Raw genomic sequence first — 17,081 nt, forward strand, 5'->3', positions numbered from 1 at the left:
TTCTTAATTTATACAAATCATGAGTTGGATACACTTAACAATATACCATATTTACCTATTATTTGCTATTAAATAACTTCTAAGATTTACACATAAATGCTCTTTTTACAGGAATTTAGGATGAGTAAAATCTTAAGGTTGATACAATCAATTTGGCTAATGAAACTACCACCTACATAGAAAGAAGTTTTAACATGGTGTAGGTGCTTTGCTTACTTTTTTCAGTGTATAACAAATAGCAGCTATTTTCTAGTAGCTCACTAAAATGGTTTAAATTAAGCATATTGACTGCTCTCATTAAATAGCTAACAACAATTTGTATAATAGATAACTTTACACAAAAAAGAGACAGAAAAAAATCCTGTCTCCGCTTTAATGTTTCGTTTTACTTAATTATCACACAGCTTTTTTCTTGTCAATTTTCTCTTCTTCTCCCCAACACTCAACATTCTGCAAACCATCTACGTTTGATACGTGGAATACTGGGTTTTTACCGACTTTTAGTTGAGAGACATAATCATCCAATGTTTTGAAAGCAATTTTGCCTAGAAATGCGATAGCAATTAAATTGGTTATAGCCATTAATGCCATTGATAAATCTGCTAAATCCCATACGATTTGTACACTTGCTAACGAGCCAAATAATACCATCCCTAACGCTGCAATGCGATATAAGAATAATACCGTATTATCTTTCTTAATAAACTCAATGTTCGTTTCACCATAGTAATAACTACCGATAATTGAACTAAATGCAAATAAGAAAATTGAAATCGCAATAAATACGCTTGCCCAAGGACCAACATGTGAAACTAACGATGCTTGCAGTAAGTTGATTCCCTCGAAAGTTCCTGTTTGATATTCATTTGATAATAAAATAATAAATGCTGTTGCACTACATACGAATAATGTGTCAACGAAAACACCTAATGTTTGAATAAGACCTTGTTTTGCAGGGTGAGAGACTGTAGCTGTTGCTGCTGCATTTGGAGCACTACCCATTCCAGCTTCATTAGAGAATAAGCCACGTTTAACCCCATAAGAAATAGCTGCACCAACTGTACCACCGAGAGCTTCATTGAAGCCAAATGCACTAGATATAATTAAACTAAATACTCCAGGTATTGCTTGGAAGTTTGTAACAATAATAAATAAGCCGATGAGAAGATAGAATACCGCCATAACTGGTACAACAACTTGAGACACTTTTGCTATGCGGTTTATGCCACCAAATATTACGAGTGCCGATACCCCAGTTATAATTAAACCCATTACGAGACGACTTGTGCCAAAGGCTGATTCAAATGCAACTGAAATCGTATTTGACTGTACTGAGTTAAAAATCAACCCAAAGCTAATCGTAATGAATATCGCAAAGATAATCCCTAACCAACGTGCATTTAAAGCTTTTTCAATATAATAAGCAGGCCCACCTCTGAATCCATTTTTATCCTTAACTTTGTATATTTGTGCTAACGTGCTTTCGATAAAGCTTGTTGCACCACCTACTAAAGCAACGATCCACATCCAAAAAACTGCACCAGGGCCCCCAAGCCCTATGGCAATGGCCACACCGGCTAAGTTACCCGTTCCAATTCTTGTTGCCGCACCGATACAAAACGATTGAAAGGATGAAATCCCTTTTTTACCGTCTGCTGAGACTGTAGCTTTATCTGTCAACAGCCTAAACATTTCACCTAAAAGTCTAAATTGTACAAACTTCGTTCTAAAAGAAAAATATACACCTAAACCGATTAATAAACCTATTAAAATATAAGACCAAAGATAATTATTTAGTTCGGTAACAATGGTATTGAATAACTGTCCCACTTACTTTCCTCCTCTTGATGCATCACTTCTCCGCTGTTATGTACTAAATTATAAACAACGAAATAGAATATTGCAATAATTTTTTTAATATATCAAAAAATTATATTTATTAAAGTGATTTCTTATATTTATTATTTTTACAGTACTTTCATCAGTAAACTCCTACATAAATAGTGTATATGCGTTGTATAAAGAAGCTACAAATCTATTAATCAAAACAATATTTCCTAGTTTTACAATTATCTTTAATATAGTAAAATTAGTTTACAAAGGAAGGTGTTTGTATTATGACAATATTAAAAAACTTTAAAGATACCATTACTACTGAAGAGGAATTACGTACAATCATTGGAGAACCTAAACAAATGATTAATGATAAGGTCATATCTTTTGTTGATGAAAATTGTAAAAAGTTCATTTCACTATCCCCTTTTGTATTAATAGGAACTGCAAACGCTGATGGCTCCTGTGACGTGTCTCCCCGTGGTGACGGTGCTGGATTTGTTCAAGTTATTAATAATAAAACACTCCTTATTCCTGAACGTAGAGGAAATAAGAAGATAGATTCATTACGTAACATTCTTTCAAACAATCAAATTGGTCTTCTCTTTATTATTCCTGGTTTAGGAGAAACTCTTCGTGTGAACGGTAAAGCTGTTATTGTTAAAGATCAAGTTTTGCTAGAAAAGATGGAAGTGAATGGTGTAATACCAAGTTTAGGTATTGGTGTTGAGGTTGAGGAACTATACATACATTGTGCTAAAGCTATGATACGTTCGAAAATATGGGACCATCAATCTTACCCTATGAAAGATGCATTACCATCAGCAGCTAAAATACTTGCAGGTCATTTACAGCTACCAAAAGATGCAGTTGATGATTTACAAAGCAACCTTGATGAAGCTTATGCGAAACGGCTATATTAACTCTATTTCATACGTCAACTACCCCCACTGAGGTGAAAAACTTCAGTGGGGGCTTGAGTTAGAATCCCAGGTCTTTTATATCCATTTCTAGACATAGTGACGCTCTAGGGTTCATGCCACCTTTCGGTGACACCCCAAGTAAGTTTTTGGTTGGTTTGGCATGAAAGAATGCTTCACCACTTGCACCACCCTTTCGAAAAAGAGCAGTTCTTCATACAGAAGAAACCACCACTCAGAATTATCTGGCGTGTGCTACAAGCCCCGACAAGTCGAGTACACATGGATGGTTGACACACCCACTAAGCTATGCGCTAGGCAACAACCTTACGTTTTTGTACTTCTATAATAATTGGCGTTTTAATTTTAATTGTTTCGTCTATTTTCACAATTTTTGACTTTCGTAAAATATTCAACGCAGAATTAATATCTGCATGAATACATTGTCCACTTTTGCTTCTATACAAGCCTTGAGTAATACGTTTTCCACTGAATTTATAGTCCGTTTTATTGTTTTCCGACCAAACCGGAATAACATCATTATCTAGGAAACTAGCTTTTGAAGTATAGCTTTCTTCTTGCTTCTCAAATCGAATGCCCTCTTTTAAACATTTATTTTCGATAGCTGAAATCAGTTTATGAAAAGGTATTTGAACAAACTTCTGATTATTCTTTTTTCCCATATCAGACTCTTGCTTCCAACCTGCGTTATAACCAACAACAATTGTATCGATGTTTAATTCTTTTACTTTTTTGAACAGCAAACCAACGGTTTGGGTAATATAACCGTTTATTTGGTTGTTACGCTTAATCCAAAGCTCTGCTAATTTATTGGTTACAATTCGTTTTGACATGCCATTTTCTATATTCTTTTGCTGCAATTGGCTTATCTCTTTATTGAAATATTGGTTAAGTGACTTTAGTTTTTTACCATCAATTAAGAAAGTGTCACCTTTATTTGTAGCGCAGCTCATGAATAAGTCTACACCTAAATCACAACTCAAAGCATTTATCGTTGTCGTTGGTTTTTTCTTCATTTGAGCAACGTGCATTTCGTATGTATAATGCACCTCAAAGAACCGACCTTTTTGCTTGGGTACGATTTCGATGTATGAGATTTTTTTGTTTAATAGATTTTTAGGCATTCGAATTTTAATAGAACCAAACCGTTTTCTGAATTCAATGTTCATAGGGATACTCCAGTATCCGTCTTTGTCCACTTTCGGAATTTGATAGATTTCGATAATTCGCTTCATTGTAGAACCTGAATATCCTGGGAACTGCGGACGACCGGTAAATTTATCAGGATTTTCCTCCCACTTTTTCAACGCATTGAAAAAACTCTTTGCTTCAGCATATAGCGTTCTTCGAACGGCTTGAACAGAATTGGATTGAATACCCCAATAGTTCACATCGGCTTGCATGGCTGCATCCACTTCTTTTATTGATGCCATCTTCCCAGTTTCCAAATAACATTGTTTTATCGTATATAATCCAACATTACGAAGTGCCTTTGAACTATGAGACATTCGTTGAAGCAAGCGAAACTCTTTAGACGAAAGAGCGTTGCCCCCAATATTTTGTTTTTGAGTGAAGCGTTGAATCTTTTCGGATTTCCTTTTTTTTGTAATATTTTAACCTTTTTCTTCTTAGTCATTTTTTCACCACCTTTCTAGTTGAATTTAATAGAATTATTTCATTCCCTGAGACTCTATGTATTGGCGGATTGTCTCAATAGGAGCACCACCTGTTGTTAAGAGACAATAGCTTCTAGACCAAAACATCTCTTTCCAAAGTTGATTTTTTATAGTTGGAAAATCACGTTTTACAAATCTAGAACTAACACTCTTGTAGCTATTAATTGCCTTCGATAAGTCAATATTAGGGACAGAGCGAAACAAAATGTGAATATGGTCACCATCGTGGTTCCACTCTTCTACAGTAATTCCTTTCGGTTCGAGTAATCGTACGAAATGGTCTTTAAGATAGTTCGAAATTTCATCGTTCAAGACTTTTTTTCGATACTTAGTAACTAAAACTAAATGGTAGTGTAGCAAGAACACTGAATGGTTATTATTATCTAATTTCGTTATCATATCAAAACACTTCCTATCTACGACTGATTATACCAAAAAACAAAAAAAGTGCCTTTATTTGTACCTTATATAGAGAACAAATTATGTGTTCTTTCCAAAACAGTCCTAACTATCGACCGAAAGCAATTCATCTCCACCTGAATTGTCAGACACTCACCTCAAATACAAATCAGATGGATTCTTCTTGCCTATGAGGGTAAAACTAAAACTTAAAACAAGCAATTTCCGTGAGTGAGTTTTGGAGAATACAATGCTCACTCACTATGTTGAATACCGTAAACAGCTTCTTCTCTGTCTTGCCTTGTCAAAAATTTTCCTTGTTTCTGAAACAGCAATACTTTTTACTACTTTTACCTTTTTACGAAGGTTGGTAACTTCCGAGCAATAAACCCTAACATGTTCTTAAATTTATTTTTGCAATGGCTGCTCTAGCTTTTCTTCTAGTAGCTTGCTTAAACGACATACTCATACAACTTTCTACCATTTATTAGACTTTACCCTCTTGATTGTAATGAAAGAAACCAAAACTATGCCCCTATAGCTACAAAGAAAGATATACTATTCATCATGATTATACGATTAATATGGACGCCTACAATTGATTAGTTGTTCATATGTTATGCTATTCCCCCACCCGATTGAATAACTACATCTATATTACTCATGATCTCATTCGATTTAATTATAATTTTCATTCTGAATTTTTTACTTATTCACTACAAACAATTGCTGCTTCTGGAATTGTGATATATTAGAATTAAACAAGCTATTTGTTGCATGGCGTAATTTTTATAGGTTACTATGGTATATATGTTGAGCATAACATTCATTATGAAGTAGAGTTACTTCTAAAAGATGAGAACAAACTTACAGACTTTTTTTATATTTGTAGCAAAATTGAGGTTTGTATGAAAAACACTAATCAACGTGAAAAGAGCAAATAATTGTATAGGAGGAAGCGTTGTTGATTGCATTTACAGATCAAATTGTAGTGAGTAAATCCATTGAAGAAACGTTTGATTATGCATCTAATATGGAAAATTCACCTAAAATATTAGCAAATGTAGTTGAAGTAACAAAAATGACTGATGGACCAATTGGTCAGCATACTAAGTTTAAGGAAGTTAGAGAAATTCGAGGAAAAAAAGCAGAGGCTATCATAGAATACATATCTTTTTCAAAGAATAAATCTTACTCTGCTAGAAGTGCCCTACAAGGTCTTGAAACCATCTATCATTATGAATTCTCAGAAACTGAAGGTGGTACTAGAATAGACTTTTCTTGTGAAGTTAACACTAAAGGCTTAAAAATGCGAATTATACGCCCTTTCTTTATAAAAATTTTAAAACAAGAAGACAGTCAACATTTAACAAAATTAAAAGATGCTCTTGAAGCTAATTCTTAATAAAAACCAAGACAAGCAAAACGCTGTAATGGAGCTTTATAATGGAAAAACTGCCAAGACTATTTAATGCGCAGTAAAATCATTATGTAAAATAGCTTAATTACATCACAATAACAATGTAAGCACTAAATTATTAACAGTTATTACATGCAATAAGCTGTGAATTAATATTCTTTTATAAAAGCTTGTTTGCGAAAGATTGTTGTTCTTTGTACTAAACACGTATACAACTAGTACTCGTAGCATCATTTTTTCAATAGATCGATGACTTTTACGTAAAATGACATCTTTATCTTCTAGTATAAAAACGATAACAACAAAGTTTACAAAAAAAAGTCCTTATAAAAATTAAAATGATCATCGGAGGTATTTATATGGAATTAACTGTTTATCTTGCAGGAGAAATTCATAGTAATTGGAGAGATGAAATTAAGGAAAAAGCAAAAGCTTTACAGCTTCCATTAACATTTGTTGGCCCAATGGAGAATCATGACCGCTCTGACAATATAGGAGAGGACATTTTAGGTGAACAGCCAAATGCGATTTTTAAAGATGATGCTGCCTCTGATTTTAACAATTTCAGAACACAAGTGTTAATGAATAAAGCTGACATTGTCATTGCACTATTTGGAGAAAAATATAGACAATGGAATACAGCAATGGATGCAAGTGCGGCAATCACTTTACATAAACCACTTATTCTTGTACGCCCTGCATCATTGCACCACCCTTTAAAAGAGCTATCTAATAAAGCTAATATAACTGTTGAAACTGTTAATGAAGCTCTAAAAGCACTTTCTTATGTTTTTGAATCATAGAATGAGTTTCAAGCGTATTTCTACACCATTTGCACTATAACATAAAGCTGATTTTGAAATAGACCCAAAGATCGAAAGGGTCTATTTCCTTTAGTAGGTCCAAGCAATGTTGTTATTAACCTTTTAGGTCAAATGCTATTATAGTGAAAAGCGTATACAGGGTATGAACAGTTTCTTTCAAATCCTAACTTTGTTGCTAATTTATGTGACGCAATATTATCGTGAGTAGTTTCCCATAACGGAATAAAGTTTCTTGCCAATCCATACTCAATTAATTTTGCTCCTGCAACGGTCGCATAACCTTTTCCTTGCTCGTTTTTATCAAAAGTTTCAACACTTATAAAATATGATTCATTATGAACGAAACCATTATTTTTACATACGGCAATGATTTTATTATTCTTTATAATTTTTGATCCAAAACGTGTCTCATTTATTAATTCACATTCCTCTTCTTTACAGCTAGATGTTACAATAGGAAATTGGTCAATTTGACAATCAACCTGCGATTCTATTTGCCTCGTATCAAGCTCTCTAAACTTACCAATATTTAATGTATAAAGAGATTCCCAATGCTTTTTCACATCGAGATTAGATAAATTTGCGCTAAACTCTTTCTCCCACTCTTGATTTTCACTTTTATAAATTTCAAAAATGCTTTTTCCCTCTATTTTAAGAAACTGCCAAAGCGAATCAATTATGCTTCCATAAGTATGATTTTTAGGAATGTCCCCCTCACAATATAGCCATCTTCCAAGAGCCCAAACAATTGCAAAATTCGGTTGGATAACTGAATCAACGAATATCTTACCAGGGTAATTTCCGTAGATAACAGAAAGTGCTGGAATATATTGTTTATGACCTCGAAAGAAATGCTCGACTATTTCATACTGATTCTTGTGTAATTGTTCTAACATCATTTTCCTCCATTTGACTGCTATGAATTTCAAAAGGTTTTATGGATAGTATGTCACATTTCGAAAGAAAGAACTAGTTGACAGTTTAATAAAGTTCGAGTCTCTATACCAAACTGAAAAATAATGGCTAACTATCGTATTCATTACTGTCTTGCTTAAACGGTATATTTAATAGCTACAAACTACTGACAAAATTTAGAGCTAACAATCTACCATTATGAATATAAAAAACCTTGTATACAAGGGCTACTAGGATACCAACACACTTTATATTTTTTTTTGATCTCAAAGTCACATTCGCTAGCTATAAAGTAAAACTGTTTCTAACAGTGTATACAATTTGATCATGATCAATATTCTTATGTATTTTAATTAGTTACTCTATTTATAGTTTTCAACCAAGTCTTTTAACGAAACATAAAAAAACTGTTGTGACTTCACAACAGTTTCTTCAATACATTGTTATTCAGTTTCCTTCAGTCACCACTACATCTTTTACATAAATAGAACCAGCTTGACCTGTTTGAAAGCCTGCAGGATATATAGTTGCTCTTAACCAATCAGCATCATCATCAAATGTTTGGGTGATAGTTACCCGTTGCCATTGACCTGATGCCACATTTACCGTTTTGACTTGATCATTATTTCCATTATTCCCACTATAACCTTTAGCTCTTAAACGAATACTTAACGCTTGTTCCACGTCACTTTTCACGAGCATACTATAAGTGTATGTATGGCCGTTCGGATTTAAATTAATTGTATTGTTAACATACCCGCCATTACTTGTGGCTGTCAGTTTTAACATTGCCTCTCCATTATCAGTGCCGTGCTCTACAACACTGTTAGTCGTGTCAAACACCTGGCTCCCCCACATGTAAATAGTACCTGTTTCACCCGATTGGTAACCCGCTGGATAGATAGTTGCTCTTAACCATTCTGCTTCTATATCAAAAGCTTGGGTAACTTCAACACGTTGCCATTCATTAGCTTGAAGATTTACAGTTTGAACACTATCATTATCTCCGTTACCTCCATTTAAATTACCCTGACTTCTCAAGCGCACACTCACTTGTTGGTCTTGTTCAGACATTAGCCAAACGCTAAAAGTATACGTGCGGTTGTTTGGATTAAGCTGAATTGTGTTATTTACATAACCATCCTCGTCCTTCGCGACTAGTTTTGCAACACGGTCACCATTCAGATATTTCACGTTTTCATCAAATTCAAACGATGTATTATTTCCTTTATTCCATGCATGAGGACTAAATGTATTTAGAGGCTGTTCCCATAGATTATTTACACTGTATTCAAACATAGCAGACACAGGCTTATGGTCTGATAGACCTTTCCCGTTGCTATCTAAAAAATCATCATGAGGAACATCATAATCAGTTACGTTAAGTGTAAGACCGTCACTGCCTCGAAACAAAATTTTATCAATACGGCCACCGGATTCACCAATATCAGGTATTTCACCATTATTTTTTATTTCCGCCCAAGCATCTGAAAAATTAGCATCAACAAATTGCCTTACTCCATCTGAATCTTTCCAATGGCTGTTAAAGTCACCCGTGACAATGACAGCATGATCTTCTGACCATTGTTCAATTTTTGACAATAATTGCTGAAAATTTTTCTTCCTGACAGTATAATCATCATTACTACCACCAGCATCTGCATGAACATTATACATGTCTATAAATACGCCTTCTGCAACTTCATGCCTAGCAAATGAAAATCCTTTAGGCGTTAAACAGTCAGAACCGTCCCCAAACACACCATGACAGTCATTCCAATCTTCACGTTTAAATTTAGTAAATGGGTAAATTGACATTCGATTTAAACCATCTCCAAATCCCATAATCCCTGAATGTGAAGACAGGTATTCATGTTCGACTGCTGAAATCAAATCACTATGATAATTAAAATCCTCTTGAACTAATACAACATCATAATCATTTAATTTAGGACTGATTTTCTCTGTGTTATTTGCGGGATTAGAAGATGATACAGGATCCCATAATCCAGCAACGTTATAAGTTAACAGCGAAAAACTACCTGTGTTATTACTAGCTCCTACAACTATATTCTTTTGACCAAAAAATGATAAACTAATGAGCATTGATAAGAAAAGAATAGTTAATAGCTTTTTCATACAAAATCACCCTTTTAATAGTTTAGTAGGCGTGTTAAGAAAATTAGATAAAATACAGCATAAACACTTTCATTCGCTAATTCCTATTATATTTTGATAAAAAATATTAATTCTCGAGAATTAACTACATCCTACCATTATGTACATATATATGGAAAATTCTGAAATCGGTATATTTTCTCTAAAACCCATAGAAATATTCGCTTTTTCTTCATAATACTTAATATTTCGAATATTTAAATAAATATATTAATAGTACATAAATTCTTTTATTGTAAAGGTTAACTACTTTTCAAGATCTACTTTAATGAATATATAACGAATAAGTTTTTTCTTCAAATCTATGTTTATCGTTTCTAAAAAACGAGTCTTATTTTTTCGTATTATCTTTTTTCCAAATATGTTTTATGGACTTTGTTTTTTTATAAAGGTGCTAGGTGGTTAAATCATTGACTAACAATTCGCACAAAGTAACAGTAGCAACAGAAGTATATGAACAGAGTATTTGGTAACAATAACATTCAAATATAAGTAATAATTGCTATTATTAACTAATTCTTAAGAGGATAAGGAGCAAAAAGATGTCGGTGACTTATGTCATGCTTGCTGTTGTTTGGATATTAGGTTCATTGTTTGTTCTAGTAGATGCATCCTATAAGAGAGGGCAAAATCTAGGCTGTTTATGGTCATTAGTAGCACTCACGTTAGGTCCGATTGCAGTCATTGGATATATTTTGGTTAGAAACACCGAATAACTTTGTAACAGTGTGCTAAATAAAAACAATATTAAGTACATTATATTTACCTTGAGCATTAGATAGTGGCTAGTCAAGTTAGCTAGTTCTTTCGTTCGTATTTCTATTAAACTACTAAAAAAGATACATCATAGAAGGATGGTTTAAAAGAAAGGTTTTATATAAACTTTATTGCTATTTATCTTAAGTTCGATCACTAAAAATTATAAATAATGGCTAATATGCTACAAACATTAGATGTATACGAGCTTATATCTTAGTACGAAAAGCAACAATCTGTGCCAGAACAGCCTTTTATAAACTTTGATTCTTTTTTTACTTTTTCGTAGGAGTAACTGATGTGGATGTTATAATTTTTATACTGTTTAGCTTCTTATTATAAAATGGAACAATTAATGTCAAAAAAGCAAAAAGCAAAAAAAAAGGTGACGAAAAGCTGTTAACTTTTCGTCACCCTCCAAAGAGGAATAAGTAGTGTGTAATTACATATTAACACGCTAACATCGACAATTAGTTACAAAAAAGTAACAAATGTCACATTATTGCATTACCCCTTTTTGTTGACTTGAGAGCTAATGTTTGAATGCTTGCTGTAATAAAAATCACAAGGTGCATCAGCTTTAACAGTTTGTCCTCGGTATGACACAGCTGGAGTAACGAATGACTCATCGTAATCGTTAATTCCTTTTACTACACATGATGTAATTTCTTCGCTTGTTAAAGTGATTATTGCACAACCTTTTGCAGGAAGTGAAATAGATATTTGTTCACCATCTATACTCAGGTTATGTTCTTTTTCAATTTGTGAATTACTTAAGACATATAATGATTTTTTACCGTCTAGCTCATATAAAAACGTATAACATTCGTCTCCAACGACACGCGACTTGTCAATATGAATATTCATTAAATGTGCAAATGTAGGTGAGATTCCACATGATGAGAATGGATTTTCTGGATAATACACAACAATTCCATCTCCATGTTCAACTGTATTGTATCGTTTAGAATCAGTAATTACACTTGCTAATATATCACATTTATCCATTGCTTCATCGTATTGTGGAACTTCACCGAAGAAGAATAGTTTACCACCGTTATTTACATATTGTAATAACTTCTCCTGTACAGCCCTGTGCATAAAGAAGCCACCTACAATTGAGATTGCACCTTGCTGTTGTAATTCTTCCAAAGAAGCTGCTTCTATATTAACAATCCCAAATTCACGCTGTTCTTTTAACATCGTAAGCATAAATGATTCCATTGCTTTATAGCCTGAATGTGGTGCCTTCACGCCCAATTTTTCAAAATCACGATCCTCAATACCAAATGAAGCTAAGTAACTATAAGGTGCATATAACCCCCACGCGTTTTCATGTCCGCGCTTGCCTTCGGTAATTAGCTGTTCATTTTCTTTTAAATACGAAACTAGCACTTTTAACGCTTCGTATTTCTCACCTGTCTCACCCTTTTCTGAAATAGGTGAGCAGTCGGGGTATGGACGTGCATGAATTGAATCAAGCTCATCAGTCCACCCGTCAGTGGAAATACCAGTATATACATTAAAGCCTGTAGCACCTAGTCCCATAGCTAACACTGTTTGGTAAAATGGTACATGATGATAAATATATCGCCAATCATATAGTGGATCTGAAAAGCCCCAGTTTTCCTCTAGATTTATACCTCTATCACGTTTTACGAGAAGTAAGTATCGTAAAAATGCTGTTTCATCATGAGAAACGACACCAATCCAGTTTGTAAAACCATAGCTAACATCCCAATGTTCAGGTACTACACGTGTTAACCAAAAATCAAAGCCTTTTGCCTCATTTAACGGAGGGTTTATATTGTTGAAAACAGGTAATGTTGAATCAATTGCACTACCCCAATTTGTGTATAAATCTCCTAAATAACGATTTTGTGTCTCAGCCCAGTGTAAATAAGGTAAAATTTCTTTAACGTTCTCTTTCGTATGAATATCAAAAGACCTAGGCACAGGGATATCTTGATATGAAGTATAACTTGAACCAAACATGTCATTATACTTGTCAATTGAGCCAAACTGTTTTTGTAGTCTTTCTGCATGATATTCCAATCCACTTGGAGAGTAATCATATGCTAAAACACTATGTTGTCCGTCTGAATATAATCCTTCATTTAAAATTTGTAACGCGATTACAGGTCCTGCCGGGTACGTAAATGGCTTAATTACAGTTTCATCACATACTTTATACCAATCCTGCACTGCATTTGTAAAAGCTGCATCAAAAGCAGCAGGTAGGTTTTTATGCCATTTTCGCTCATTTCCTTCATTATCTAGCATTGCTTCAAACTCTTTACCACCTTCAACAAAATCAGGTAGTCCACCAAAATCAGTTTCAGCATGAATGAAAGGCCCCGGTTTCACAACTGCAAACATTTCTTTTTCTTCAACTAGTTTAATAAATGAAAGTACGTCGCGATTCCCTTGAGTTTCCCCAGAAAAATCTATCACATCTTTTCCATCAATCTTTAAATGATGGTGTCTCCACGGAACGTAAAATGTAACGACTTCGATTCCTGCTTCTTTTAATTTATCCAGTCGATCTGACCAATTCTCTGGATAGTCTCGGTAGTACGGATAATCTGCTGAAATAAACACAAATGGTTTCCCATCGCGATATAAAACTCCATCTTTTACATTAATCATTTGGGTATCCCCCATTCTATATTGTTTGTTCTAGTTTGTTAAAGCTTTTATGAAAAGCTACAGTAAAGGTGAGTAACAAAGGCATAATTCCAAACAGTGGTATTATGGTCGGGAAATATCCATAGATAACTCGTATTGATAATATTACGATAAATATCATTAATGTTACTACCGGATTGGCAACTCCTAATAAAAACGCATTTTTTATTACTTTAAAGGCTGAATCTGTCGTGATTGATATTAATGGAAGTGAATAAAAAATCGTTATTAATAAGAACATGCTGACAATTACTAGCCCTATACCAAAGATCGTCACTACCATGTTGTCAAATTGCTGTATGATTTGAAAATCGAGATACAACATAAATGAAACAGCTGCAGTTAAAACGCCAAGGATATTTCCTCGAACAAAGTTTTGTTTATATATTGCCCAAAATGTTGAAAAAATAGGGATGTTATCCTGTTCAACAATACGTTTTTTCATAAGATAACAAACAGCTATTGATGCTGGAAAAACTCCAAAAGCAACTAAACCAACGACTGTAAAAAGAAACCATAGTAAATTCAGAACGATGAACTGAAATATCATATCAGTAATAAAATAAAGTCGTCGCCCAGCTGAAGATTTAAGCATCTGTTTTCTCCCCTTTTTCCCCATTCAACTTATAAGTTTGTTAGTTTTTTGTAGTCCCGTTTTAAATGTTCAAATACAGGCTTTGTTGTTTTGCGATCCATTTCAAATAGGCCCATCGTTTGATAAAATTGATTATGGTTTATATACCAGTCATAGACAGTCCAATAATTAATACCAGTTAAAAAACCCTCTTTATTTTCATGACCATCTGGTGTAACGGTAGCTTTTTCGAGCAAAGCTCGCAATGTTTCAGTATAAATGTGTACTTGTTTTTCCTTCTCACTGCCATCTTCCCTAGACCAATATCCGTATTCAGTATTTAAAATAGGTTTGTCTGGCCATGCCTTATGAGCCTGTTCTAAAAAGTTTTTCGTACCTTCGTACGGTGTACTGCCATGGAATACACCAAAATACATCGTCCACCCTGCTACGTCGAGCGGTTCTACGGATTCATCCCAGTATCCTGGTTGGTCTGCTGCAGCGCTCTGGGTAATGAGTCGATGATCGTTATACTTCATACGTAAGTCATTCACTAATCGTTCATTATGCTTCTTTCTTAATACGACCTCAACAGATTCATTTTGCGTACTCCACAAAATAATAGATGGACGATTATAGTTTGACAACACCATTTCGCGCCACATTTGTTGCGCATGAAGCCTTGTTTCTTCAGCCTCATAATGCTCTTTCTCAAATTGCCATAATGGTATTTCACTCTTTGCTGTAAGACCTAATCGATCAAGGATAATGTAAGTGTAAATGTGATTAGGATAATGTGATGTTCTCACAAAATTTATTGATAGGTCTTTCATTTGTAATAAATCATTAACGATACGATCAAAAGAAGCAGTTCTTCCAAAATTAGGCCATTCTTCATGCCTTGCTAAACCTACAAGAAAGATAGGCTTGTTATTTAATGTAATCTTTGTACCATTAGTGGAAACCGTACGAATTCCAAACTGGGTAAAAAACTGATCTACAATAGAATGCTCTTTAGTAAGCTCAACCTGGCAAACGTATAAATTTGGTTTTCGAATATCCCACAGCTTTGCATTGTCTATAGTTATTTCCGTCGTCCAAATCGCCACACCATTCGCTTCAACGTGCAATGTTTGCTCGCTCGTACCGACAAAATGCTGGCGTTCACCTTTTATATCCTCTGCATACGGCGATTGCAAATAGGATGGCGCTTGTTCATTACCTTGAAAGAATTGTAATGAAACTGATATATTTTCTGCTATTTCACTATGATTTTCAAAAACTAGTTTCACCTTTACTTTTCCTGATGTATCAACTGGTACAATATCACACCTGCTGATTTGTACCGGAGAAGATGCTTCAATAAATAAGTCATGAATAATGCCTGTATAATTGAAGAAATCAGTTCCTTCTGTAGCTGGAATAATGTCATAGCGACTCCCCCAAGGTGGGTTATCAACTCGAATGACTATTGTATTAACTTCACCAGCTCGTACAAAATTTGTAATATTAAATGCAAATGGTGTATAACCACCTTCGTGAACACCTACATACTTACCATTAATCCAAATATCAGCAACATAACTGATAGCGTATGCCTTTAATATTGCTTGTTTTTCTTCCCAATCCGAAGGGACAGAAAAAGTTCGACGATACCAAACACCATCCTCATACGTTTCCACACCGTGGATACTGGCTTCTCCTGTCATCGCATTTTCCGGCAAAGGTATGCTGTGGGTGTTCAAACGTTCATCATTAAACTGTACGTTTGTGATACCTTGAGCATCTTGTTCTGTAGTTTTGACCCACTCAGCCGTTCGTTCAGCCATCGTATGTTCATGATTAGCTTGAAACCTCTCTTTTTTCCATTCACCTGCTAAAGAAATTGATTGCCTCTTTTGTGGATCAAATGAGGGCAATACAGTTCCATTTTGGAATGGAACTTCATGACCATTGATCGTTTTAAGTGACAACGTTGATTGTAAATACATCATTATCCAACCTTTTCATATACCAAATTAATTAACCTTTTACTCCACCAATATTAATACCCTTCATGATGTGCTTCTGTAAGAATAAGAAAACAATAATGAGTGGTAATGCAACCATAACCGAACCTGCAATCATTACAGGATATAATTCGGCATTTTTATCTGCTGCACTTATAAGTGCGCCTAAACCGAGAGATAATGTGTAATTTTCTGGTGTTGTTATAACTACTAATGGCCACATGTAGTTATTGTAATTCCACATAAATGTGAAGATCCCCAAAATAACAAGAATCGGCTTTGCTAATGGCATTGCAATTTTCCAGAAGATAGTAAACCAACTAGCACCATCGATGATTGCTGCTTCTTCAAGCTCTTTAGATAAACTATAGAAATGTTGGCGCATTAAAAATACATTATATACACTCATCGTAAACGGCAAGATAAGCGCCCAAAGTGTATCATATAGACCCAATTGGTTTACAATGATCATATTTGGCACAAGTAGCACTGTACCAGGGATCATTAGCGAAACTAGTAGAATTTTAAAAATGACTTCCCTACCTCTAAAGTTCAGTCTTGCAAAAGCATAACCAGCTAAAGAATTTAAAATTATGTTAACGAAAGTTGCAATAACCGCTACAAACAGTGTATTAAAAAATAGCGTACCTAAATTTAAATATTCAAAAGCGTACTTGTAGTTATCAAAGCTGAAATATATACTGCCATCATCGTGTCTTGGCAAAAGAGAAAAAGTAGTTGAAAATATATCTTTACTTTCTTTAAAAGACGAGGAGGCTAGCCAAATAAATGGACCCACAAGAATCACTGCGAATATTGACAGGAAAATATACAAAAATATTCTATCAAGTTTAATCTTCATCACATT

Annotated in this window: 12 protein-coding genes and 1 pseudogene; 4 read left to right on the forward strand and 9 right to left on the reverse strand. The window is 34.2% G+C overall.

Translation table 11 applies throughout. From position 1 onward, the window contains the following. Positions 1-396 precede the first annotated feature (396 nt). Entirely contained in the window at positions 397-1,830 is a 1,434-nt protein-coding gene (locus SLH48_RS05585) for an alanine/glycine:cation symporter family protein (RefSeq protein ID WP_214482296.1), read from the reverse strand. Between the two features lie 287 nt (positions 1,831-2,117). On the opposite strand from SLH48_RS05585, the gene SLH48_RS05590 reads away from it, so the two are divergent. Further along, positions 2,118-2,756 carry a pyridoxamine 5'-phosphate oxidase family protein gene (locus SLH48_RS05590; RefSeq protein WP_320257325.1) on the forward strand — a complete coding sequence of 213 codons (639 nt, stop codon included), beginning with the start codon at positions 2,118-2,120 and terminating at the stop codon, positions 2,754-2,756. Between the two features lie 311 nt (positions 2,757-3,067). Here SLH48_RS05590 and SLH48_RS05595 read toward each other — a convergent pair. Next, a pseudogene (locus tag SLH48_RS05595) lies at positions 3,068-4,410 on the reverse strand (RNA-guided endonuclease InsQ/TnpB family protein). Positions 4,411-4,444: 34 nt separating this feature from the next. Next, on the reverse strand, positions 4,445-4,849 hold the full coding sequence (gene tnpA / locus SLH48_RS05600) for an IS200/IS605 family transposase (RefSeq protein ID WP_320257326.1): 405 nt from the start codon (positions 4,847-4,849) through the stop codon (positions 4,445-4,447). A gap of 964 nt (positions 4,850-5,813) precedes the next feature. Here tnpA and SLH48_RS05605 point away from each other — a divergent pair. Next, positions 5,814-6,254, forward strand: a complete 441-nt coding sequence (locus SLH48_RS05605) for an SRPBCC family protein (RefSeq protein WP_320257327.1) — start codon at positions 5,814-5,816, stop codon at positions 6,252-6,254. 374 nt (positions 6,255-6,628) lie between these two features. Further along, the gene (locus SLH48_RS05610; RefSeq protein WP_320257328.1) at positions 6,629-7,072 is read left to right on the forward strand and encodes a YtoQ family protein; all 444 of its coding nucleotides are present in this window, start codon (positions 6,629-6,631) and stop codon (positions 7,070-7,072) included. A 128-nt stretch (positions 7,073-7,200) separates the two neighbouring features. Here SLH48_RS05610 and SLH48_RS05615 read toward each other — a convergent pair whose 3' ends face one another. Both SLH48_RS05615 and SLH48_RS05620 read right to left on the reverse strand, forming a co-directional pair. Next, positions 7,201-7,989, reverse strand: a complete 789-nt coding sequence (locus SLH48_RS05615) for a GNAT family N-acetyltransferase (RefSeq protein WP_320257329.1) — start codon at positions 7,987-7,989, stop codon at positions 7,201-7,203. Positions 7,990-8,455: 466 nt separating this feature from the next. Then, entirely contained in the window at positions 8,456-10,147 is a 1,692-nt protein-coding gene (locus SLH48_RS05620) for a phage head spike fiber domain-containing protein (RefSeq protein ID WP_320257330.1), read from the reverse strand. Between the two features lie 581 nt (positions 10,148-10,728). Between SLH48_RS05620 and SLH48_RS05625 the strand changes: the two genes are divergently transcribed. Then, the gene (locus tag SLH48_RS05625) at positions 10,729-10,902 is read left to right on the forward strand and encodes a hypothetical protein (protein WP_214482290.1); all 174 of its coding nucleotides are present in this window, start codon (positions 10,729-10,731) and stop codon (positions 10,900-10,902) included. Positions 10,903-11,449: 547 nt separating this feature from the next. Here SLH48_RS05625 and SLH48_RS05630 read toward each other — a convergent pair. From SLH48_RS05630 to SLH48_RS05645, 4 genes are read right to left on the reverse strand one after another with little or no spacing between them, the layout of a single operon-like run. Then, positions 11,450-13,591, reverse strand: a complete 2,142-nt coding sequence (locus SLH48_RS05630; protein WP_320257331.1) for a beta-galactosidase — start codon at positions 13,589-13,591, stop codon at positions 11,450-11,452. Between the two features lie 16 nt (positions 13,592-13,607). After that, positions 13,608-14,225, reverse strand: a complete 618-nt coding sequence (locus SLH48_RS05635) for a YesL family protein (RefSeq protein WP_214482288.1) — start codon at positions 14,223-14,225, stop codon at positions 13,608-13,610. Positions 14,226-14,254: 29 nt separating this feature from the next. Further along, a complete protein-coding gene (locus tag SLH48_RS05640; protein ID WP_320257332.1) occupies positions 14,255-16,195 on the reverse strand; it encodes a glycoside hydrolase family 2 TIM barrel-domain containing protein in 1,941 nt (646 codons plus the stop codon). A 31-nt stretch (positions 16,196-16,226) separates the two neighbouring features. After that, positions 16,227-17,075: a carbohydrate ABC transporter permease gene (locus SLH48_RS05645; RefSeq protein ID WP_320257333.1), complete on the reverse strand. Its 849-nt coding sequence runs from the start codon at positions 17,073-17,075 to the stop codon at positions 16,227-16,229. Between the last annotated feature and the right edge of the window lie 6 nt (positions 17,076-17,081).

The organism is Cytobacillus sp. IB215316, assembly GCF_033963865.1.
In the GTDB taxonomy this organism is placed as follows: domain Bacteria; phylum Bacillota; class Bacilli; order Bacillales; family SM2101; genus Nanhaiella; species Nanhaiella sioensis.

Coding starts and splice junctions, on each gene's coding strand:
- SLH48_RS05630 (WP_320257331.1), bottom strand. CDS start 13,591: ATGATTAATGTAAAAGATGGAGTTTTATATCGCGATGGGAAACCATTT.
- SLH48_RS05615 (WP_320257329.1), bottom strand. CDS start 7,989: ATGTTAGAACAATTACACAAGAATCAGTATGAAATAGTCGAGCATTTC.
- SLH48_RS05645 (WP_320257333.1), bottom strand. CDS start 17,075: ATGAAGATTAAACTTGATAGAATATTTTTGTATATTTTCCTGTCAATA.
- SLH48_RS05635 (WP_214482288.1), bottom strand. CDS start 14,225: ATGCTTAAATCTTCAGCTGGGCGACGACTTTATTTTATTACTGATATG.
- SLH48_RS05590 (WP_320257325.1), top strand. CDS start 2,118: ATGACAATATTAAAAAACTTTAAAGATACCATTACTACTGAAGAGGAA.
- tnpA (WP_320257326.1), bottom strand. CDS start 4,849: ATGATAACGAAATTAGATAATAATAACCATTCAGTGTTCTTGCTACAC.
- SLH48_RS05610 (WP_320257328.1), top strand. CDS start 6,629: ATGGAATTAACTGTTTATCTTGCAGGAGAAATTCATAGTAATTGGAGA.
- SLH48_RS05620 (WP_320257330.1), bottom strand. CDS start 10,147: ATGAAAAAGCTATTAACTATTCTTTTCTTATCAATGCTCATTAGTTTA.
- SLH48_RS05640 (WP_320257332.1), bottom strand. CDS start 16,195: ATGTATTTACAATCAACGTTGTCACTTAAAACGATCAATGGTCATGAA.
- SLH48_RS05625 (WP_214482290.1), top strand. CDS start 10,729: ATGTCGGTGACTTATGTCATGCTTGCTGTTGTTTGGATATTAGGTTCA.